The sequence below is a fragment of the Peribacillus sp. NPDC060253 genome (assembly GCF_042727425.1).
In the GTDB taxonomy this organism is placed as follows: Bacteria; Bacillota; Bacilli; order Bacillales; family DSM-1321; genus Peribacillus.
The window spans coordinates 1-22,618 of sequence record NZ_JBHXAS010000036.1 but is presented as its reverse complement, the minus strand read 5'-3'; the positions used below and the strand labels follow the sequence as shown (position 1 = coordinate 22,618).

The window sequence follows — 22,618 nt, the reverse complement described above, 5'->3', positions numbered from 1 at the left end:
GTGAATCAACCAAACAAGAAAAGTAAGCGTAAGAAAAAGTACACACCACATGGTCTAAGTGGGTTTCCTAATCTTATAATGAATATTTTGTTTGGAACATTTTCTATAATGTGTATCTTTCCATTTCTATATGTAATCGTCATCTCTTTAACTGATGAGAAAACCTTAGCGCGAAATGGATATCAGCTGTTACCTGAAATATGGAGTTTTGAAGCATATCGATACTTGTGGCAAATGAAGGATCAATTACTACAATCTTATACTATAACGATAGTAGTAACGGTGCTTGGTACACTTGTCAGTGTAATAATGATTTCTTTATATGCCTATGCTATTTCTAGAAAGCAATTCAAATATCGCGGTTTCTTTACTTTTATTGCATTCTTCACAATGCTTTTTAGTGGAGGACTAGTTCCTTTCTATATAGTAGCAACACAGTTTTTACATCTACGTAACTCTATTTGGGCATTGATCTTACCACTTGCAATGAATGCATTCTACATTCTAATTATGAGAACCTTTTTCCAAAGGTCTGTACCAGAATCCATTTTGGAATCGGCTAGAATTGATGGAGCAAGTGAATTAAGAATATTCGTGAAAATTGTTGTTCCACTTTCATTACCAGGTCTTGCAACTATTGCCCTTTTTAGTACATTGGGTTACTGGAATGATTGGTTTAATGCACTGTTATTCATTGATGAATCGCACTTAGTGCCACTACAGTCAATGCTGATGAAGATTGAAAACAACATAGAATTTTTAAGGCAAAATTCGTTAGCTGGCGGTATACAAAATGATTTATTAAGTGCTGTACCTCAAGATGCTGCAAAAATGGCAATGGTTGTTATTTCAACCTTGCCGATAGCGATTGCCTATCCGTTTTTCCAAAAATACTTTGTTAATGGATTGACAATCGGTGGGGTTAAGGAATGATTGATTTTTGAGAAAAATAAGTATAAGGGGGGAGTTAAAATGAATAAGAAGTTAGCTATTATTCTAGTACTCTTATTAAGTTTATCTACGTTTTTAGCTGCATGTAGTGGAGGGAATTCAGATAAAACGAGCGGAAGTAAAGCTGGTGAAGAAAAACCTTATGAAATTATGTGGTACACGATTGGGACACCTCAAAAAGATGTCGATAAAGTTATGAAGGAAGTAAGTAAATACACGAAAAAGAAAATTAACGCCACCGTTAAAATGAGACAAATTGACTGGGGCGATTATGATCAAAAAATGCAAGTTATGATTGCTTCAGGTGAATCATTTGATATTGCCTATACTGCAAGTGGAAACTATGTATTAAATGCACAAAAAGGGGCATTTAAAGACCTAAATGAACTTCTTGACACACATGGAAAAGAATTAAAAGCAACAATTGATCCAGCGTACTTAGAAGGGGCTAAAATTGATGGAAAGCTTTACGGTATTCCTTCTAACAAAGAAGTAGGTCAGCAAAGTGTGTACGTATTTAATAAGAATCTAGTCGATAAATACAATATGGATATTTCAAGCATTCACTCTTTAAAAGACTTGGAACCTTTATTGAAAACAGTTAAAGAAAATGAGCCAGACTTTACACCAATTTCCACTTTCAAACCGTATTTACCATTTGATTATGTATTAGAAGATGAATTGCCGTTTGCGTTTCCTCTAGAAGGAGATAAAGGAAAGGTAGTTAATATCTTTGAATCAGATATTATGATGGAAACGTTAAAAACAATGCACGAATACTATAAAGCTGGTTATATAAAAGCGGATGCAGCAACAAGTACAGATCCATGGCCGCTAGAGGTACAAAACTGGTTCGTACGTAAAGAAATGTACCAGCCATATGCGGAATTAATATGGTCTCGTTCTGCAGGTTATAATGTAGCCGTACAACCAATGCATGATCCGATTACATTTAACAACTCTGTAACAGGGTCTATTCAAGCAATCTCTGCAACTTCCAAACATCCAGAGAAGGCTATGGATTTCTTAAATCTATTAAATACAGATCCATACCTTCGTAATTTAATTGATAGAGGTATTGAAGGTGTGCATTATGAAGAGGTCGATAACGGTAAAATTAAAGACCTTCCAGCTCGTGTAGAAAGCTACAACATGCCAAGTTACTCTTTAGGAAATCATTTCATTCTTAAGTTATATGAAAATGATCCCGAAGATAAATGGGATGCGTTCAAAGAATTCAATGATGCTTCTGTTCAAGCACCAACCCTAGGTTTCTATTTTGATACAAATCCTGTTCGTACAGAGATCGCAGCAATTGCAAACGTTGCGAATGAATATGCACCTCCGCTATTAACTGGCAGTGTTGACCCTGAGGAATATCTACCAAAGGCTAATAAGAAGTTTAAAGAAGCTGGATTAGATAAAGTGCTTGCAGAAATTCAAAAACAATATGATGAGTGGAAGAAAAATAACTAATAGATCTCATTCAGGAGGCAAAGTCGGAAACTTAATTTTCCGACTGCTTTCTTTTAAGGGAAGGCAGGATTGAAAATGAGTACAGAAGTAGAAAAGAATATTTACATGTTTCCGAAAGACTTTTGGTGGGGATCTGCATCATCCGCAACACAAATGGAAGGATTTTCAGGGGCAGATGGTAAAGGGAAGAATATTTGGGACTACTGGTATGAAACAGAACCGAATCGTTTTTACCAGGGTATTGGACCTGATAACACTTCACTGTTTTATACGAATTTTATTGACGATATTCAGCTCATGAAAGAAACGGGACATAACAGTTTTCGCTTTTCTATCTCGTGGTCCCGCATGTTTCCAAAGGGGCGTGGAGAAATAAATCCAAAGGCGATTGACTTTTATAATACCGTCATTAACACCTTACTAGAAAATGAGATTGAGCCTTTTGTGAATCTCTATCATTTTGACATGCCTATGGCTATGCAAGAAGAGGGTGGTTGGGAAAGCCGCTCTGTAGTTGATGCGTATGTGGAATATGCGTCTACTTGTTTTGAGAACTTTGGAGACCGTGTGATGAAATGGTTCACACATAATGAGCCAATCGTACCTGTTGAATGCGGTTATTTATATGGACATCATTATCCAGCATTTTGTGATTTTGGAAAGGCTGTTCAAGTTGGTTTCCATTCTGTATTAGCCTCCGCAAAAGCAATTAAGGCATACCATGATAAAGAGCTAGGAGGAAAAATTGGAATTATACTGAATGTTACTCCCTCGTATCCAAGGAGTAATCACCCTGCTGACTTAGATGCTGCTGAAAAAGCGGATTTACTATTTAACCGTTCCTTTCTAGATCCATCAGTGAAAGGCACTTTTCCTGAGGAGCTAATTGACATGTTGCGGGTAGAAAACTTTTTACCTAAGTATTTAACTGAAGATTTGGATATTATTCGTGAAAATACAGTTGACCTTTTAGGGATTAATTACTACCAACCACGAAGAGTTAAGGCGAAGGAAAACATCCCAAATCCAAAAGCTCCATTCATGCCAGAACGGTACTTTGATAATTATGACATGCCAGGGAAAAAGGTGAACCCATATAGAGGCTGGGAGATTTATGAAAAGGGTGTCTACGATATTTTAAAAAGCATCCAAGAAAACTATGGGAATATTGAATGTTTCATATCGGAAAGCGGCATGGGAGTTGAAGCAGAAGAACGCTTTAAGGATGAGAGTGGAATGATTCAGGATGATTATCGAATTACCTTTTACGAAGATCATTTAAAGTGGATACATAAAGCACTAAACGAAGGTGCCAATGTAAAAGGGTATCATGTATGGACATTTATGGATAACTGGTCATGGTTAAATTCATATAAGAACCGATACGGACTAGTAGAAGTAGATTTAAATAGAAACTTCAAGCGTACAATCAAGAAATCAGGTAAATGGTACAAAGAATTATCTGAAAACAACGGTTTTTGATTATTAGAAGAGTGCTACTAAGCATTTGTTCTATGAATATCACGAAGGAAGTGAAAGGAATGGACAAGTATCTTCTTGGCATTGATTTGGGTGGAACAAACTTGAGAATTGCCGTTGTAACATTGGAAGGCAAACTTTTAGAAGAGGTCAATGTAAAAACGGAAAGTGACAAAGGACCACATCATGTCATCGATAACATGATTAAAATATGCGAGGAGCTGTTACTGAAAAGAACTATTGAAGCAATAGGAATCGGAGTTCCGGGTCCTTTAGATTCAAAGCAAGGTATTATTTTAGGCCCTCCCAATTTACCTGGGTGGGATGAGGTTCCTTTAGCTCTAATGTTAGAAAAAGCTTTAGAGAAAAAAGTAGTGCTCGATAATGATGCCAACGCAGCTGCTTTAGCGGAAGCAACGATTGGGGCAGGCAAAGGAAAAGAATCTGTTTTTTATATGACGATCAGTACAGGAATCGGCGGAGGATATGTATATCGCAAACAGTTGATTCAAGGTGCTAATTTCTGTGCGGGTGAAGTTGGCAACATGATGGTTAATCGAGATGGTCCAACGCACCATATTCTGAATATTGGCTCTTTGGAATCTTTGGCAAGCGGTACAGCTGTGCATCGTCTCGGAAAAGAAAAGTTAGGTATAACAGGACATGCAGGAGAAGTGTTTACTATGGCAATGAACGGTCAGCAAGAAGCGGAAGCGATTGTTGATACCATGCTAACTTATTTGGCAAAAGGAATCTCTAATATTGTTCATACAATTGACCCGCACATGATTGTGTTAGGCGGGGGGGTCATGCAATCAAAAGAGTATATAATGCCGATTCTTCTTGAAAAAGTAAATGATTACTTATATCCACAGTTACGTAATAGGGTACAAATTGAATGTGCCTCGTTAGGAACAAAAGCTGGTGTTATCGGTGCGGCTCTGTTGACACAGCAAGCATAGTTCCAGTAAGTGAGGGGGATGACAATGAAAGCTTACATGGTGTTTGATTTTGGCGGAACTTATATAAAGTATGCGGTAATGGATGACAAATCAAAGAAACTGGAATGCGGGAAGATTCCAACTCCTAAAGAAGGACTAGATATGTTCTTAGATCACATTACCGAAATAGTTAAACATTATTCGGAGTCATTTGAAATTCAAGGTATCGCTTTAAGTTCGCCCGGTGCCGTAAACGTGGAAACAGGGTTTATTGGCGGGGCAAGTGCAATTCCCTTTATACATGGAGTAAACATGACAAGCTTACTAAAGGAACGGACAGGTCTGGTGGTGTCCGTTGAAAATGATGCAAACTGCGCGGCTTTGGCAGAAGGCTGGTTAGGTGCAGCGAAAGAAACTGATTTCTACATTTGTATTGTAATTGGTACAGGAATTGGCGGGGGAATTGTGATTAACCAATCAATTTTACGTGGAGCTACCCTTCACGGAGGTGAGTTTGGGTACATGATAATGGGAGAATCATGTAAGAGTCCTCTACAATCAACTTGGAGCAAAGTTGCATCGACAAATTCACTTGTAGGAGAAGTCGAAATGAGAAAATCTCTAGCAAGGGGAACGTTGGACGGAGAAGAAATATTTCGATTGGCGGAAGCAGGAGACTCCATTGCGAATGAATGCATTGCCAACCTATATAAGAAGCTGGCAATGGGAATCTATAATTTGAAGTATGTACTAGATCCTAACAAGATCCTAATAGGCGGGGGAATCAGCAAGCGCCCGGATGTAATTGAAGGCATAAATAATGAATTGGCACAATTGAAGGATGATACCTCTACATTGGATATTACGGTTGAACCTTGTAAATTTGATAACGATGCAAACTTAATTGGAGCCTTATTTCATTTCTTGAATCAAAAATAGGGAGTTTTTTATAAAAACGATATCCTCATTTACATATACTAATAAAGAAAGGAATAGAAAAATGAATGATACACCATTATTTTTAAAACCCGTTTTTCAAGAACGTATTTGGGGTGGAACAGCTCTTTGTGACCGTTTTGGCTATGAAATCCCATCAGCAATTACAGGAGAATGCTGGGCAATTTCCGCCCATCCAAATGGCCTGAGTCTTATTGAAAATGGTAAGTTTCAAGGTAAATCATTAAAAGAAGTATGGGAAAATCACCATGAGTTGTTTGGAAACTATAAGAGTGAGAAATTTCCGCTTCTTATAAAGATTTTGGATGCGAATGAAGAATTGTCTGTACAAGTACATCCCAATGATGATTATGCCAACGAGCATGAAAATGGCGAGTACGGTAAAACGGAATGTTGGTACATCATTGATTGTGATCAAGATGCTGAATTAGTGTTTGGACATCATGCTAAAACAAAAGAAGAAGTACGAGAAATGATTCAAAGTGGAAATTGGGAGAGGTTTTTACGTAAAGTTACTATTAGACCTGGTGATTTTTTCTACGTACCAAGTGGAACGGTTCATGCCTTATGTAATGGGACGTTGGTGTTAGAAACACAACAAAGCTCAGATACAACATACCGAGTTTATGATTATGACCGTGTAGATAATCAAGGGAGTAAACGTGAGCTGCATTTAGAAAAAGCAATGGGCGTCATTAATGCACCTCATATTGATACCAATATCGCTCCTAAAATAGAAAAGCGAGAAGGTGTAGAAGTTACAAAGTTTGTACAAAACCACTTTTTCTCTGTTAATAAATGGGATGTGAATGGAGAAGCGATATTTCAACAAAATCAAGCGTTTATGCTTGTAAGCATCATCGATGGGGAAGGAAGATTGTTGAAAGGCAGTGAAGGTTACACAATAAGAAAAGGAGCTCATTTTATTTTGCCGTATAAATATGGTGAATTTATCTTAAAGGGGAATATGAAGCTGATTGTATCACATCCTTAAACCTCATCCAGCTCTGTTGCGGAAAACGATTAATAGAAACATAGATTCGCTTTGCACCACGTTCCAGCTTTAAAAAGAGACGTATGTTTTACTATCTATCTTTTTATTGGTTTCTGTCATACACGGAAAAAAAGAATTGCAGAGAGCTGTAGGAGTATGAAAAATTCAAATTTCTTCTGCTATCTTGCTTGCATCTGTGTCCTTCTTTTAAGCGGCTGCTGGAATCAACATTATTTAAAAGATGCTGACGGAAAAATATTAAATTATAAACTTCTAACGGATGAAGTTAATGATGCATTGAAAGAAAACTGAAAATTCTGACATCATGTAAGTTGGGATACATATAATGGCTTTACATCATGATACTTGGGTAGAATACAAAATTCGGATTTTAAGGCTATTGAGTGAGAAAGAGCATAAGGAAAAACTGATATCACCAAGGGTGATATACTAGGCAAAACCTAACATGTGAATTTTTTAAAGGTGAAGGCCTCCCACAATTTACTGTGGGAGGGCTTTTTTATTTCTTTTATGATTATAGGGATTCCTAGAGGCTGAACGTTTTCCTTGAAAATATTCTCCATGCAAAAAAATAAATAATATAACATTATAACGTTATATTGACAACGCTTACATTTGTAGTTACAATTATTTTATGAAAATTCAAAATATATTTTTGGAAAAGGAAGTGTGTGAATGGATAAGGTTATGAGTTTTTTAGAAAGGTATTTTCTACCTTTTGCTAACAAATTGGGATCTCAGCGGCATTTGTTGGCAATTAGGAATGGTTTAATATCAACACTGCCATTAACGATTGTTGGATCGTTATTTGTTATTTTTTTGAATTTACCTTTCGAAGGATATGAAGATTTTATTGAGCCTTATAGGCAGACACTCGATATTCCTTTCCGTTATACAGTAGGTATCATGGCATTATATGCAGCTTTTTCAGTGGGAGCATATTTGGCGCAATCCTATAAGGTGGACCAATTAAGTGCAGGGATGTTATCTGTACTGGCATTTATGATTACTTCGGCTGTACCTGTGAAGATTGTTGATCCAGTAGAAGGAGTGATTGATGCAGGCCGCTGGATTTCAATTGGCAGCTTAAGCTCTACTGCACTCTTTGGGGCGATAGTCACTTCACTAATCTCTGTGGAAATATACCGCTATATGCTGCAGAAAAACCTTACAATCAAGCTTCCAAGCAGTGTTCCTCCTGCAGTTGCCAAGTCGTTTTCAGCATTGCTGCCGACTTTAGTCATCATGCTGCTTTGGTGGGGCATCCGTTATGGCTTGAACTTCGATGTAAACACAGTAATCACTCTTATCGTATCACCATTAAAATCTTTACTGGTTGGGAATAGTTTAATAGGAGGATTGCTAACTGTCTTTATCATTCAACTATTTTGGTCATTTGGAATCCATGGAGAGGCAATTCTTGGACCTATCATCCGTCCAATGTGGGATTCGGCTATTCTTGAGAATATGGAAGCGTTTACCCAGTCGGGTAATGCACAGCACCTTCCAAATTTATTTACCGAACAATTTCTTCAATGGTTTGTTCAGCTTGGTGGATCAGGTTCTACCTTGGCCCTTGCCGTTCTATTCTTAGTCTCAAGAGCGAAATTTTTAAAGGAGTTAGGTAAACTTACAATTGTTCCAAGCCTGTTCAATATCAATGAGCCCATTGTATTTGGAACACCGATCGTTATGAATCCGATTCTAATTATCCCATTTATTTTAACGCCAATGGTGCTTACCACAATCAGTTATTTTGCAACCATTTCTGGATTGGTGCCAATGATGATGGCCAAGCTTCCATTTACCATGTTTGCTCCAGTGGGGGCGGTTATGAGTTCGAATTGGAGTTTAACTGCCGGAGCTCTTATGATTTTTAACTTTATTGTTTCATTGATTATTTACTATCCTTTCTTTAAAATGTTCGAAAAACAACAGCTTCAAGCTGCAAGTGATAGTGAACAGCAAGTGGAAGAAAAAACTGCGATGTAAAAAGGAGTGAATTCTAAGTGGTTTCTTTAATTATTGCAGGTTTAACCTTTATAGTAGCTCAAATTGTGTGCAGCCGATTGAAAACATTTAGTAAAGGCTCCGTAGTGAAAGATGTTCTTCTGGCGGTTGGAGTGATTGGATTGTCAATGGTTTTTGTGATGCTGGCAGGCAAAATAATGACCCCGATTGTTATTATCGTTACAATCGCAAGTTCAACTTATATTTCAAATAAGCTTAGATTGGCTTTGTTTGCTTCACAGAATCAACGTCAGTCCCTGATAAAAGTAAATGGAAAGTAAATCTCTTTATCTTAAACTACTGAAAGTAAGAACAATATCAAATTCGAACTCCCTAAATAAGGTCTGCAGCATAAACTCTGTTGTGAAACATGAATAAACTGGATATATAATGTATTTAGGAAACACTACCTATTCAACAACAGATCGATTAGGTGGTGGGTATGCATTCGCCAGCAGGGATTCTCAAGGAATCTAACTTCGATGATAAGTCTTGATGCTGCAGCGGCAAGTAAGTTAAGGCATTCAACTACGTAGTTTCTCCTTCATTAGGTGGATGAACTGAGAGCGTGATGCAATCAAATGATATTGAACTAGAAAGGTAGATATATCTTGAATCTTTCAAGAAAAAAGGGTCCTATCTATTTACAAGTGAAAAATATAATTAAAGATCGGGTCTTAAGTGGTGAATACCAACTTGAGATGAATATTCCTACTCATGAGCAATTAGAAAAAGAATTTAGTGTAAGTAAGATAACAATCCGCAATGCAATTGAAGAGCTTGTAGGCGAAGGGTATCTTGAAAAACGAAGTGGAAAAGGGACAAAAGTAATTAATAACAAAATCATTTCTAAATTATCAAAGGGCAAGAACTTCTCGGAACTGTTGGTGGAGAAAGGATACAGGATAAAGAAAAAATATGCGAATATCAGTATTATTCATAATCAGCCTGATACTTTCCTTTATCAGCAATTTGGAGATACATGTTTCCATGTGTCACGGATTTATTTCCTAAATGACGAGCCCTATATCTATTTCTCGCATTACTTGCCTAGTTGGTTAAAGCTACCTTTAGAAAAGGATGCATATAAAGGATCGCTCTATCATTTATTAAATGAACAAAATATATCTTTTGCACGATTTACAGACGAGTTTGATATTGAATTACCAGATGAAATTATTTGTAAGTCCCTATCGATTAGTAATAATCAAAATTTATTAAAACGAATGCGATACGCTTATGATGAGGATGATCGCCTGGTAGAATATTCAGAAGCATTCTATCAAACCAAAGTGCATAAATATGTTGTGAAATTTGAAGTATAGTCTAAAACTTATGGATAAAAAATAGGGGGAATATAAATGAATATTTTATTAGTTTGTTCAGCAGGAATGTCTACTAGTCTTTTAGTTACTAAAATGGAGAAGGCAGCAGAGGCAAAAGGAATTGAAGCAAAAATCTGGGCTGTTTCAGCAGATCAAGCGGGGGAAAATATCGATAATGCTGATGTCCTGCTATTAGGGCCTCAAGTACGTTATTTGTTAAACGATGTGAAAAAGATGGCCGAATCTAAACCAGTTGTAGTTGATGTAATCAATCAGGTTCATTATGGATTAATGAATGGGGAAGCCGTTTTAGAAACAGCGCTTGGATTAGTGAACAATCAATAATTTGGCGCCTTGCGCTTTTCTTATAGGGGGAATAAATAGTGAGTCAGAAACTATCTACGGAAAAAGTGGCGTTTCAGCTTATTTTGCACAGCGGAAATGCAAGAAGTTTGCTTATGGAAGCCATGCGTTTTGCGCGGGATAACGAATTTGAACTGGCAGAGACTAAAGTTTCAGAAGCGAAATATGAATTGAATGAAGCTCATCGCTCTCAAACGTCTTTGATCCAAAATGAAGCACTTGGGACAAGTGTAGAGTTTTCAATCCTACTTGTTCATGCGCAGGACCATTTAATGACCACGATAACTGTGAAAGAATTAACTGAAGAAATAATCTATTTACATAAAAAAATAGAAAATAGCTAAATAACATCCAAGAGTCTTTATTTTTGCAGGTGGAGGTGCGGGCAATGAAAAACGGATTGAAAATTGTAACAATTGGTGGAGGATCAAGTTATACACCAGAATTAATTGAAGGATTTATTAAGAGATATGAAGAACTGCCGGTAAGTGAGATTTGGCTGGTAGATATTGAAGAAGGAAAAGAAAAACTGCAAATTGTGGGTGATTTAGCCAAACGGATGGTGGAAAAAGCGAACCTTCCAATCGATATCCACCTAACACTTGATCGTAGGAGTGCCTTAAAGGATGCGGATTTTGTTACAACTCAATTCCGTGTTGGATTGCTCGATGCACGTGCAATCGATGAAAGGATACCGTTAAAATATCATGTTATAGGACAAGAAACCAATGGGCCGGGGGGATTATTTAAAGCCCTTCGAACTGTTCCTGTCATCCTTAATGTGGTTAAGGACATTGAGGAGTTATGTCCAGATGCCTGGCTTGTTAATTTTACAAATCCAACCGGGATTCTTACGGAGGCCATTCTTCGACATACATCATTCAGGAAGGTTGTTGGACTTTGTAATGTTCCGATTCATATGCAAATGGATATTGCGCAGATGCTTAATGCGGATGTTTCTCGTGTTCATGTCGATTTTATGGGATTAAACCATATGGTTTATGGCTCGAAGGTATTGTTAGATGGTGAAGATGTGACAGAACATGTTATCGATTTAATTGCGACTTCATCTGAAAGTATGACAATGAACAATATTAAGTCAATCGAATGGAGTCCGGAATTTATTAAAGCGCTGCGTTTAATTCCTTGTCCATATCATCGCTATTACTATAAAACGCGTGAAATGCTAGAACAGGAACTAAAAGATGCAGAGGCAGAGTCAGAGGGTACGCGGGCAGAAGTCGTCAAGAAACTTGAATCTGATTTATTCGAATTATATAAAGACCCTAATTTGGATATTAAACCGCCACAATTGGAAAAACGAGGAGGAGCATATTATAGTGACGCTGCGTGCCGTCTGATTGCATCGTTGTATACTAATAAATGTGACATTCAGCCCGTTAATACAATTAATAATGGGGCAATCTCTTCTATCCCAAATGAATCAGCAGTAGAAGTAAGTGCAGTCATTACAAAGGACGGCCCAATGCCAATAGCAATGGGTGACCTGCCAGTAGCGGCTCAAGGACTTGTGCAGCAGATTAAATCTTTTGAAAGACTGGCTGCAGATGCTGGTGCAACAGGGGATTACCAAACGGCTTTACTTGCAATGACGATTAACCCTCTTGTACCGTCTGATATTGTAGCAAAACAAATCTTGGATGAAATGTTAGAAGCACATAAAGAACACCTGCCATTATTCACTAAAGAACCAATTGCATAACATTTATTATTTGACAGCTGGGTAACCCACAATGAATAGTGGGCAAACCCAGCTTTTTTTAATTTAATTCTTGAAAGAATTTGTCCAAGGCATACAGACTATAAATAATAAAACTAACCTAGATAGAGTGTCTATCCTGATTCGCAGCGATTTTGCCGAAGTGATTCAAGATTGTGGGAAGAAGATTAATGGGAGATTTACAACAAGCTTCGTGATGATATGTATGCTGCGATGGAATTTTTGGGAACTTAATGACTTAATGAACGGCTTTAGTGATGAAAACGGAAGAGGTGAATTCATAGACTTTCTTGAAGTGTTAGTAGAAAGAAAGTCTTGAACTCTTATTCTCAGATACAATGATTCAAAACTATGATGTATCAATTTGTGAATAGCATAGGAAGCTAAGGAAAAGTATCAGTAATAAAGGGTGAGGGCCAACCTACGATAGTACAAAAGGCAGCTAAACCACCGCGAGTAGCAACCTATGCTCGCTCAAACATCACAATAGACTACAAGAAAGCCAAGGAGAACAAGGCTAAGGGAGAAAACATAGAGAGGATCCAAGGGGCAACTATACATGTCTCGTGGTGAGGGGGAGGTCCAACAATGATAACGTTTTTTATAGGTGAAGGGGGCCATCTAAAGTAAATTAAGGAAGGCGCTAGATCCACGCGATTAGCAACCTATGTTAGCGACAAGTACTGTGCAATCTCTACTGAGCATGCCTTACTCAGTGAACGAACTCCTTTAGTATTTCGTGTTGTGAATTTTCAAAAAATTATATTGCAAAATGTAAACAATTCAAATAAAATCAATTTAAGGTAATTACGTTTTTTTGACCTTAAAATAAACCTGCAATTGAGCTAATCCTTGTTAGCTTCTCAAAGTATTAACTTAAAAATTTGAAAGGAGTTAATAATCTTAGGCACAGTACTAAGCTATCTATGTTTGCAAATAATAATATACCCCATTAAGAGAGAGGGAATCTCATGAATCAAGAACGATATTTGAAAAAGAAAATGGGCTTTTGGTCACTTACTGCACTATCTCTTGGAGGAATTATTGGATCAAGTTGGCTTTTTGGGCCATGGAATACGGCAAAAATGGCTGGACCAGCTGCTATTATGTCTTGGATTATTGCTGCATTCGTCATTACTCTAATAGCTCTTGTTTATGCTGAATTAGCAAGGGTAAGACCAGAAACTGGGGGGTTAGGTCGTTATCCCCTCTATTCCCATGGAAAGTTGCTTGCTACAGTGACTAGTTATTCGATTTGGCTTGGCTACTGTGCCACTGCACCCGTTGAATCATCGGGAGTTATTCAATACGCTAATGAGTTCTGGCCAGGCCTATATGATATATCTAAGGAGCAACTAACGACAACAGGGATTCTAGCATCGACTGTTTTAATGGTGTTTTTTGTTGTGGTGAACTATTTTGGAGTGAAATTATTTGCTGTCACGAATACCATTATTACCACGATTAAATTTATAGTACCTGTCCTAACCATCATTGCTTTTTTTATGACAGGTTTTCATGAAGAGAATTATACAAGTCATGGGTTTGCACCTAATGGATATGGCGCAGGATTAAGCGCAATCTTAACTAGTGGGATATTTTTTGCCTATACGGGATTCGGGAATGTGGTAATGATGAGTGGCGAGGTGGTAAACCCAAGACGGAATATTCCACTTGCTCTTATCACATCGCTGTCAGTCTCAACCATTTTATATGTTTTACTTCAAATCGTTTTTATAGGGGCCGTACCGCCCGAAATGCTAGCTCATGGTTGGAGTGGAATTAAATTTGACTCTCCATTTGCGAATTTAGCACTTATGGCGAATATGGTTTGGTTGTCTTGGACCATTACAGCGGACGCAATGATTTCCCCAACTGGATCAGCGCTTGCTTATACAGCTGGAACTTCAAGACATGTTTTTGGAATGGCGAAAAGTGGATTCCTCCCTTCTTATTTCGGAACTATTAATAAAAGATTTGGAGTTCCAACACGTGCACTTACTCTCAATTTCCTAATCGGATTGCTTTTCTTGTTCCCTTTAAAGAGTTGGACTGCGATTGTAGCAATTGTTGGATCAATTGGTATTTTCAAATACGCTTCAGCATGTGTCACAGTAATGGTGTTTCGTAAGGTTGGTTTGACAAAAGACAACGGTATCCCAGGCATGAATTTTATTGCTCCTTTAGCCTTTGTATTTGCCACGCTACTTATTTATTGGACAAATTGGAGTAGGATTCAACTTGCCATTTGGGGATTAGCAATTGGAATTGTTGGATATTTGATTACTCATTTTATCAATAAACATAAATCGATAGAAATCATAGGTGGGATCTATCTTGTTATTTATATTCTGATGCTCGTTGGGATAGCATCAATCGGAAATTTTGGTGGTAAGGGTATTATTCCAGAGCCATTTATGTCTTATATCGTGGCAATAATAGGATTCGTTTTTTACTATTTTGCTGTTTATAACGGTGTTTGGTATATGCGAAAAAAGGGGAACGTTCAAGAATTGCAAGATATGGATAATACAGATATTTAAAAACAATTTCATTTTACAAAAGGAGAAATGGTTATGAAACTATGGGGTGGACGTTTTAGAAAAGAAGAAAATAAATTAATGGAGGACTTTAATAGTTCTCTTCATGTTGATAAGAGACTTTATTCTGAAGATATTAAAGGGAGTATTGCACATGTAAATATGCTTGTGAAATGTAAATTGCTTACCAAGGAAGAAGGAGAAAGTATTATAACGTCTCTTCTTTCTATATTGGAAGATATCGAGAGCGGATCATTAGTGATCGAAGGCGATTTTGAAGATATTCATAGTTTTGTTGAAGCAAAATTAACGGAACGAATAGGTGAAACAGCAAAAAAACTCCATACAGCAAGAAGTCGAAATGATCAAGTTGCTTTAGATATCAGGCTTTACGCTAAAAATAAGGCGTTAGAAGTGATCGAGTATATTGAAGAGCTTCAAAATAACCTGGAAGAAAAGGCAAAAGCAAACAATGTGATTATGCCAGGATACACCCATCTACAGCGAGCTCAAGTAGTAACTCTTAAGCACCATTTAATGGCCTATTTTAATATGCTGGATAGGGACAGAAAAAGAGTTCTTAATGCAATTGAAATTATGAACGAAAGTCCACTGGGGTGTGGAGCATTGGCAGGGACGACTCATAATATAGACCGAGAAATGACAGCAGAGGAGTTAGGATTCTCAAAACCTGTAAACAATTTCCTTGATGGTGTTAGTGATAGAGATTACCTTTTAGAATTAATGTCTAGTTTTTCAATCATCATGATGCATTTAAGCAGATTAAGTGAAGAACTGATTTTATGGAGTAGTCAAGAGTTTAAATTTATTAGTATTGATGATGCATATTCTACAGGTAGTAGTATTATGCCCCAAAAGAAAAATCCTGATGCAGCAGAGCTTATAAGAGGAAAAACAGGACGAGTATATGGTTCTCTTACTTCGCTTTTAACGACGATGAAAGGGTTACCATTGGCTTATAATAAAGATATGCAGGAAGATAAAGAACCATTTTTTGATGCATTGGATACAGTTTTGTCTTGTTTAGAAATTATGTCTAATATGATTTCTACTATGAAGGTGAATACTGAAAATATGAAAAAAGCTGTAAAATATGGCTTTCTCAATGCAACAGAAGTAGCTGATTATTTAGTTAGCAAAGGGGTTGCGTTTAGAGATGCCCACAGTATTGTTGGTTCTATTGTCATTTATTGTGAAGATCATAATAAAGCAATAGAAGAGTTGACTCTAGACGAATTGAAGAGCTTAAATCCATTAATTGAAGGGGACTTATATGACTTTATTGATTATCAAAATATATTAAATAAAGGCATTAAGGTGAATTTATTAAAATAATCTAGTTTTTTTCAATTGAAGAGCTATAGCATAGAAGATAAGTACGTTCTATGCTAATAGCTCTTTTAAAATTCCCTTTTTAATCGGTCAATATTTTCTTTTAACGAATCAAGAGATACAATGACTTGTGATAAAATATTTTCCCAATAGAAGAAGGATTAAACTTTAATTTCCTCCATTTTAAAGATAAGATTAAAGAAATGAAGTTTTATGAACTAAGGAGAAAAACATGTATAAAATTGGGGTAATTGGTCCTGTTTCATCAGTTGAGCGAATTATTAATTTAGGTAAAGAATATGAGTCAATCATGGAATTTAAAGCCTACCCATATGAGGATTTCAGAGAAACTGAAAAAATCGTTTTGGAATTCAATAAAAACGTGGATGTCTGGTTTTTTTCAGGCCAAATTTCATATATGGTTGCAAAAAATACTGTAGGAATAGGGGAAAATCTATTATATATTGATCATACTGAATCAGGCATCTATAAAAGTCTTTTGCATATGGGGTATTTTCAAAAGGAATTTTTAAGTAAAGTAAGTATCGACGAAATAACTACAACCCATTTAGAGCAGGCGTTAAAACAAATTGATATTACTCCAAAAGAAATGTATATAAAAAACTTCAATATTGATTCAAATACGGAAGAATTAATCGCATTCCATCTTGATTTATGGAAAGCCGGAAAAACGGAAGGTGCACTAACTTGTTTCGAGGCTGTATATCTAAATTTAAAAGAAGCAGGTGTACCAACCTATCGAATATCTACAACTGATATGGAAATTCGCCAATCATTAAGAATACTTGCAGAAAAATCGAGAACTTTTTACTTTAGAGACACCCAGATTGGTGTTCAAATTATTGAAATTGAACATTTTGAGAAAATATTTGAGAAAGCTAAAAGCTCGTACCATCTGCAATTTTTAGAGATAAAATTAAAAGAAACTCTTCTTAAATTTTGCGAACAATTGGAGGGGTCATTAGTTGAGAAGGGAAACGGCCGTTACTTTATCTTTAGTACACGGGGTACAATTGAATCTAAAATAAAGGATTTAAAAGATACGGTCTTTATGTTGTCAAATGAATCCAATGCTACTGTAACCGTAGGAATCGGATATGGTCAAACACTTCACTCAGCAGAAATAAACGCTCAACGTGCCATCCAACTTTCAAAAGAAAAGTCAGAGAAGGGCATCGTCATTGTACAAGAGGACGGAACAATGATCGAGTCTGTGGGTGAAGAGGAAGAATTACGTTTTTCTTACCGGATAGATGACAAGGGTTTTATGGAAAAACTAAAAAAAGCCAAAATAAGTGTGAAAAATTATAATAAATTAAATGCTTTAGTTAACAGATTGAAATTAAAAGATTTTACAATAAAAGATTTAACAACGCATCTCTATTGGGATGAAAGTAATGCACGGCGTATTGTAGTAAGTTTATGTGAAGTTAATTTAGCAGAAATCATTGGTGAAGAATCTTATTCTTCTCGAGGAAGACCAAGTAAAATTTATCGTTTAAAATAAGCACCCATTTTTCAGGTGTTTTTAGACTTTTAGCTTTTATCCCTACTGGCAGTATGTAAGTGAACCTCGGTACTAATGTTCATCTTAATCACCTCTAACTCAATACTACAATTGCACAATTAAATGGATCTTCTTATTATAAAAACAAAAACTACTGTCATTTTTGGAGATATTTTGCGCTTATTTTAAGTGTTATGTTGCACATCAAACTTTAAAACCCAGCTACCTTCACATGAGAAGATTAGCTGGGTTTCTAAATTATTTACATCCAATCATTTATAGAACGTTATGATCTGTTTAGTAAAAAAAGTGACTGCTCAATGTTCGGCAATTGTGCACGATTGAGGAATATGGAAAATGTAAAAAAGGTAAAAAAAGGCACCTCAGCTATTTTACTAAAGCACCTAGTTAAAGAAAGTATAAAGAATTTAAAGGATTACACCTGAAAAATCCCCTTGTAATACTTCTTTTTCATTCTGATTTTTACATAAAAAGGATGCAATAATAGCAGTTCTATTATTTTCTTGCCTTTCGTATTTTTCAATTTTAACTTCACAAATGATTGTATCCCCGGTAAACACAGGTCTTAAAAACTCGAAATTCATAGTACGAGCCAGTACGTTATGATCTCCACCTACTTTTGTTGGTAGAGTTGCCGTTAATAACCCTTGAACTACAAGTTTTCCCTGTTCATCCGGGGTTATATGATGAATCCCTTCATCACCTGAAATCTCTGTAAATAACTCAACATCCCTTACTGTAAAAGTGCGTTCAAACGTAATGATTTCCCCTACCTTTAATGACATATAAATCTCCCCCTGAAGGTTATATCCTGTATGGTTAATACCCGGACAAAACGCGAATTTAATATCCTAATAACTAACAATGTCGTTGAAGTATTGTTTTGGTAATTATCCATCTGAGGTAAGGAAGATAAAAACGCTGTTTAGAATGACCAAAAACGTTCGTTTTAAGCTATGTGAGAAAATAATGAGGTTTCCAAACTTTCGGCTTTATGTTCTTATTCATCCATTTCTTTGTGGTGCTTGGTATGGGGTGACGGTGATCTACTCCCAGCTTCATCCAGAAAAATTTATTCAAATCCTGCTCGATGAAATGATTCGTTCCGGAGGAGCAAGCTGGCACAATAATCATTTCTTACATTCAATGACTGACCAATATGATCGAACAAACTCCTTCTCAATTTAATTGTGACATATATTCAAATGCAGTTGTTCCATATACGCTTTTAAAGTGTTTATTTAAATGGGATAAATCAACAAAACCACATTCCGCTACTACTGAATAAATATCTCCATCCTTTTCTATTAATTGCTTTGCACGTTCTATCTTGCAGTTAAGAAAGTATTGGTATGGTGGAATTCCAGTATGGGCTTTGAATAATCTGATAAACTGAAATTTCGATAAATCAAGCTCTTTACATATCTCGTCAAGTTTAAGTACATTTTCTAAGTTGGTATGAAGCATATCCTTTGCTTTTCTAATTAGAACGTTATCTTTCTTATAGTTTGGAGAAAGATTAGTTTGAATAAGGCTATCTGTGAGGGATAAGAGTAATTCGCTGCACAAAGCCTCATCTTTCTCGCTTAAAATTGCATTAGCAAGACTTAATATTCTTTGTTCAAGTCTATAGTCATACACAATAGGAGTTGAAAAACGTACTATATCCTTTTTCTCAGCAACCTCTAAAAGCAATTGTGGCTCAATATATAGCATCACATAATCAAGCCCTGCCTTATCATGTGCCATTCCGTCATGTGCTTGTTCTGGATTAAAAAGCATTACACCCTTTGGATATGATAATTGTAAACTGCCTTCCAAGTTATAATGTTGAATACCACGCAAAGTTACACCTATGGCATACTCCATGTGAGAGTGCTTTTTATATGTAAAATCAGTAATATTTGCTGACAATGCAGTAATACCTGCCGATTTTTTATAGATAAATTTGTCCATTACATTCACCTCATGATTAATTTACCTACATCCATATCATCACTGCAGAATAAGCTAAAAATAATGCCATTATTACATTAACAATCTTACTATGATTCTGTAAAAACTTTTTGAAAATTGTACCGAAAAGAACCCATGTAATAAATGCCAAAAGTCCAATAAGAGTTATAGCTAAAACACTTATAGTGACCGCAGACATTGCGGTATAGTGCGGCATAATAAAACTGGGAATTACAGTCATTGTAAATAATACCACCTTTGGATTTAAAAACTGCATAAGAAAGCCTGACCTAAAGGTAGCAGTTTTGTTTACATTGGGTTTTGATGTATCCATTTTGTAAATTTGATAAGCGAGATAGAACATATAAAGGCTTCCGACTATCTGCATTACAATTAAGATTTTTGGTATTATCGTTACAAGCAAAGTATTCAACATAGCGGAAATAACCAGTAATACACCAAAAGCAATCGTTGCTCCATACGTATATTCCAATGCCTTTTTTGGACCAAAACTATGCACTGTGGATAGTATGACGATATTAGTAGGTCCTGGTGTAAAAGTAACAATAAAACAGTATATTAAAAAAGATGTAATATTCATGAGGAAAACTCCTTTCAAGGTAATCTCATGGAATTATACATCTTAAAATTAAATGGCATATAGTATATTATTGCAGGATTATTCTATGCGGAGCATGAAATGGCCTATAGCCCATAGTTTTCAAGGGTGTCCTCGAATGCCTTTATATCGCACTTTTAAGGAGGGCATTAATACTTAAATGAACTGTAGTTTCCGATAGGTTTCGATAGTGTGTGACCAGAGTATGACCAATATTTTGATAGAAATTAATCGCTAGTTTAATGAAGATTTTGAGATGTGATAGTATGTCAAATAGTAATAAAAGTTATTGTTAATTGTATCCCTTTGGTTTATCAGCAAGAGAGCATTTTTCTGGAGGAGAGTAATAGTTGAACGGTCACTCTCTATTACCTCCGACAAACATTAAAATGCTGAAGGGACGGTATAAATGATGTGATCTATGACTTTTGTTCGGCTGGTGCAGGTATAATTAATCGATGAGACAGGATGGTGTTGGGCATATATTCAATGCTATTGAAATCATACGAAAGTCCGCAGGCCTCACCCACTTTGCATATTAGACTGAGGGAGTTCAAATAGGTGGGAATATTTTTATATATGAAATAGGTTTTTTTTCGTCTATGCTGAAAATAAAAAAGAGGGTAAAGGCGTATGAATATCACTGATTTACTTATTTTGTCTGTGGTTATAGGCTTAATTAATGGTTTTAAGGACAAGAATTTTAAAACGAAAAGTTTTTGCACCAGAACCCTTAATCTGATAGACACTGTAGTGATGTGATGAAAATAAGCTTGGTTTGGAGATAATTAATAAGAAAAAATCTATCATAAGGGAGTTCCTGTATGGTCAAATTGTTAATTGCTGATCGCGATCAAAATGAACGAACAGGGATTGGCTGGCTAGTTTCTTCGTTTGCGATTCCATTTGATCACATTCTGTTAGCAGGCTCAGTATCTGAGGTATTTCATCTAATAGAGTCAGAAGTACCAGATGTTGTTTGCATTGAACTCGATATGATTCCAAAGGATACGTGGGACAGCTTTAAGGAGCTGACAAAACGGTACATACAAAAAGTCATCGTCATGACGGCTGAAGCCACATTTGAACGTGCGCTTCAAGGCATCGACCTTCATGCCTATGATCTATGGGTAAAACCTCAGTCGCCTGACCATATTAAACGAGTATTAACCCAGTGCTGCAAGGCCGTTTCCCAAACTGGGGGGAAACAAGAGCCATCGGCTCAAATTGAGGTGCCTTCCGTATCTTACAGTTCTTTATTCGTGCATCAAGAAACGTTGGGCGCCAATTTCCGATTAATGCTGATGCAGTTGGAAAATTCGAAGAAACAACCTATACTGCTATCTTTTTTACAAGAATATCCCTTTAAGAACCGGCCGGTTGTATTGCCGCTAAGCGACATGATCGTTTCTGTTTTTTCATTCGATAACCAGCAGCCACAGCCACTCAAACAATTAAAGCACATAGGCAATCGGATTCTAACCGAATGGGAAGAGCAGTTTTCGGAGCCCATGTCACTAGTTTTATATGATACTAATGACCCGTTGCTTTCGTTAAATGAAAAATATCTTCATGCGAAGCAAGCGCTAGAAATTCGTTTTTTCAAAGGATATCGACAGCTTTCGGTCATTGAGGATAAGGTGAACTGGGTTATGATCGATCCGTTTTTAACCCCATCTGAACAGCGCGAATGGATTGACATGCTGAACGAAGGTGACAGGGACAAAATTAAGCAGTGGATGTATAAAGAATTTTTGAATAAGGAAGATCCCTATCCCGAGCCAGGTTTATTGCGAACCCGGTTAACAAGCTTATTAGCCCAAGTCCGCCGCTTCATGAAGTCATTTTACCTTGACGAAGGGATGCTTGAGAGACGTTATCATCAAGTATTTGAATCCATCCTATACAATCCGATTCTATATCGGATCGTCCAGGAGTTATTACTGTTCTTATATGAAGTTCTTGATCGGGCAAATAACAATCAAGAAAACGCTCGTATAAATGTGATTGAGCAGGCCATCCGGTACATTGAGGAGCATTTTACTAACCCTGAGCTAAGGCTTGAGGACGTTGCTACCCATGTAAACAGAAGCCCTGCATATTTTAGCTCGCTCTTAACAAAAAAACAAGGAAGCTCGTTCCGACAGCTATTAACAAAGATACGGATAAACGAAGCGCAGCGTCTATTGATAGATACAAAACTCTCGATTCAACATGTAGCAGATAAAACAGGATTTAAAAATGCAAATTACTTTAGCAAGATTTTTAAGGAAAAAAACGGTTCAACCCCTCGTTCATTTAGAAATCGTAAAAAAGTATAGAAATATAAAATAATTATAGTTA

19 protein-coding genes are annotated in these 22,618 nt (G+C 36.5%); 16 read left to right on the top strand and 3 right to left on the bottom strand.

All coding sequences use genetic code 11. The features are described 5' to 3' along the window. Nucleotides 1-78: 78 nt before the first annotated feature. From ACFWE9_RS11835 to ACFWE9_RS11765, 15 genes are all read left to right on the top strand, one after another. Complete coding sequence (locus tag ACFWE9_RS11835; RefSeq protein WP_230162245.1) at nt 79-933, top strand: carbohydrate ABC transporter permease; 855 nt, start codon at nt 79-81, stop codon at nt 931-933. A 39-nt stretch (nt 934-972) separates the two neighbouring features. Beyond that, entirely contained in the window at nt 973-2,427 is a 1,455-nt protein-coding gene (locus ACFWE9_RS11830) for an ABC transporter substrate-binding protein (protein ID WP_230162218.1), read from the top strand. Between the two features lie 75 nt (nt 2,428-2,502). Beyond that, nucleotides 2,503-3,909, top strand: coding sequence for a glycoside hydrolase family 1 protein (locus ACFWE9_RS11825; protein WP_230162216.1), 1,407 nt, complete (start codon nt 2,503-2,505; stop codon nt 3,907-3,909). A gap of 59 nt (nt 3,910-3,968) precedes the next feature. Next, on the top strand, nt 3,969-4,868 hold the full coding sequence (locus ACFWE9_RS11820) for an ROK family protein (protein ID WP_230162214.1): 900 nt from the start codon (nt 3,969-3,971) through the stop codon (nt 4,866-4,868). Nucleotides 4,869-4,892: 24 nt separating this feature from the next. Further along, entirely contained in the window at nt 4,893-5,786 is an 894-nt protein-coding gene (locus ACFWE9_RS11815) for an ROK family protein (protein WP_230162212.1), read from the top strand. A 61-nt stretch (nt 5,787-5,847) separates the two neighbouring features. Further along, the gene (gene manA, locus ACFWE9_RS11810; RefSeq protein ID WP_230162210.1) at nt 5,848-6,798 is read left to right on the top strand and encodes a mannose-6-phosphate isomerase, class I; all 951 of its coding nucleotides are present in this window, start codon (nt 5,848-5,850) and stop codon (nt 6,796-6,798) included. 696 nt (nt 6,799-7,494) lie between these two features. Then, entirely contained in the window at nt 7,495-8,811 is a 1,317-nt protein-coding gene (locus tag ACFWE9_RS11805; RefSeq protein ID WP_230162208.1) for a PTS sugar transporter subunit IIC, read from the top strand. A 17-nt stretch (nt 8,812-8,828) separates the two neighbouring features. After that, nucleotides 8,829-9,110 carry a hypothetical protein gene (locus ACFWE9_RS11800; RefSeq protein WP_230162206.1) on the top strand — a complete coding sequence of 94 codons (282 nt, stop codon included), beginning with the start codon at nt 8,829-8,831 and terminating at the stop codon, nt 9,108-9,110. Between the two features lie 330 nt (nt 9,111-9,440). Next, nucleotides 9,441-10,154, top strand: a complete 714-nt coding sequence (locus tag ACFWE9_RS11795; RefSeq protein ID WP_377356885.1) for a GntR family transcriptional regulator — start codon at nt 9,441-9,443, stop codon at nt 10,152-10,154. A gap of 36 nt (nt 10,155-10,190) precedes the next feature. Continuing rightward, nucleotides 10,191-10,499, top strand: coding sequence for a PTS sugar transporter subunit IIB (locus tag ACFWE9_RS11790; RefSeq protein ID WP_230162202.1), 309 nt, complete (start codon nt 10,191-10,193; stop codon nt 10,497-10,499). A gap of 38 nt (nt 10,500-10,537) precedes the next feature. Next, the gene (locus ACFWE9_RS11785; RefSeq protein ID WP_377356883.1) at nt 10,538-10,861 is read left to right on the top strand and encodes a PTS lactose/cellobiose transporter subunit IIA; all 324 of its coding nucleotides are present in this window, start codon (nt 10,538-10,540) and stop codon (nt 10,859-10,861) included. Nucleotides 10,862-10,905: 44 nt separating this feature from the next. Further along, nucleotides 10,906-12,240: a 6-phospho-beta-glucosidase gene (locus ACFWE9_RS11780; RefSeq protein WP_377356881.1), complete on the top strand. Its 1,335-nt coding sequence runs from the start codon at nt 10,906-10,908 to the stop codon at nt 12,238-12,240. Between the two features lie 989 nt (nt 12,241-13,229). Continuing rightward, nucleotides 13,230-14,801: an APC family permease gene (locus ACFWE9_RS11775; protein ID WP_230162198.1), complete on the top strand. Its 1,572-nt coding sequence runs from the start codon at nt 13,230-13,232 to the stop codon at nt 14,799-14,801. A gap of 33 nt (nt 14,802-14,834) precedes the next feature. Beyond that, nucleotides 14,835-16,154 carry an argininosuccinate lyase gene (gene argH / locus ACFWE9_RS11770; protein ID WP_377356879.1) on the top strand — a complete coding sequence of 440 codons (1,320 nt, stop codon included), beginning with the start codon at nt 14,835-14,837 and terminating at the stop codon, nt 16,152-16,154. A gap of 229 nt (nt 16,155-16,383) precedes the next feature. Then, nucleotides 16,384-17,679 carry a hypothetical protein gene (locus ACFWE9_RS11765; protein ID WP_377356877.1) on the top strand — a complete coding sequence of 432 codons (1,296 nt, stop codon included), beginning with the start codon at nt 16,384-16,386 and terminating at the stop codon, nt 17,677-17,679. Between the two features lie 428 nt (nt 17,680-18,107). Here ACFWE9_RS11765 and ACFWE9_RS11760 read toward each other — a convergent pair whose 3' ends face one another. The 3 genes from ACFWE9_RS11760 to ACFWE9_RS11750 all read right to left on the bottom strand — a co-directional run bounded on the left by ACFWE9_RS11760 (nt 18,108) and on the right by ACFWE9_RS11750 (nt 20,257). Further along, nucleotides 18,108-18,485, bottom strand: a complete 378-nt coding sequence (locus ACFWE9_RS11760) for a hotdog domain-containing protein (RefSeq protein WP_377356875.1) — start codon at nt 18,483-18,485, stop codon at nt 18,108-18,110. A 394-nt stretch (nt 18,486-18,879) separates the two neighbouring features. Continuing rightward, on the bottom strand, nt 18,880-19,656 hold the full coding sequence (locus ACFWE9_RS11755) for an AraC family transcriptional regulator (RefSeq protein WP_377356873.1): 777 nt from the start codon (nt 19,654-19,656) through the stop codon (nt 18,880-18,882). 25 nt (nt 19,657-19,681) lie between these two features. Then, nucleotides 19,682-20,257: a LysE family translocator gene (locus ACFWE9_RS11750; RefSeq protein WP_230162188.1), complete on the bottom strand. Its 576-nt coding sequence runs from the start codon at nt 20,255-20,257 to the stop codon at nt 19,682-19,684. Between the two features lie 842 nt (nt 20,258-21,099). On the opposite strand from ACFWE9_RS11750, the gene ACFWE9_RS11745 reads away from it, so the two are divergent. Then, nucleotides 21,100-22,596, top strand: coding sequence for a helix-turn-helix domain-containing protein (locus ACFWE9_RS11745; RefSeq protein ID WP_230162186.1), 1,497 nt, complete (start codon nt 21,100-21,102; stop codon nt 22,594-22,596). Nucleotides 22,597-22,618: the final 22 nt, after the last annotated feature.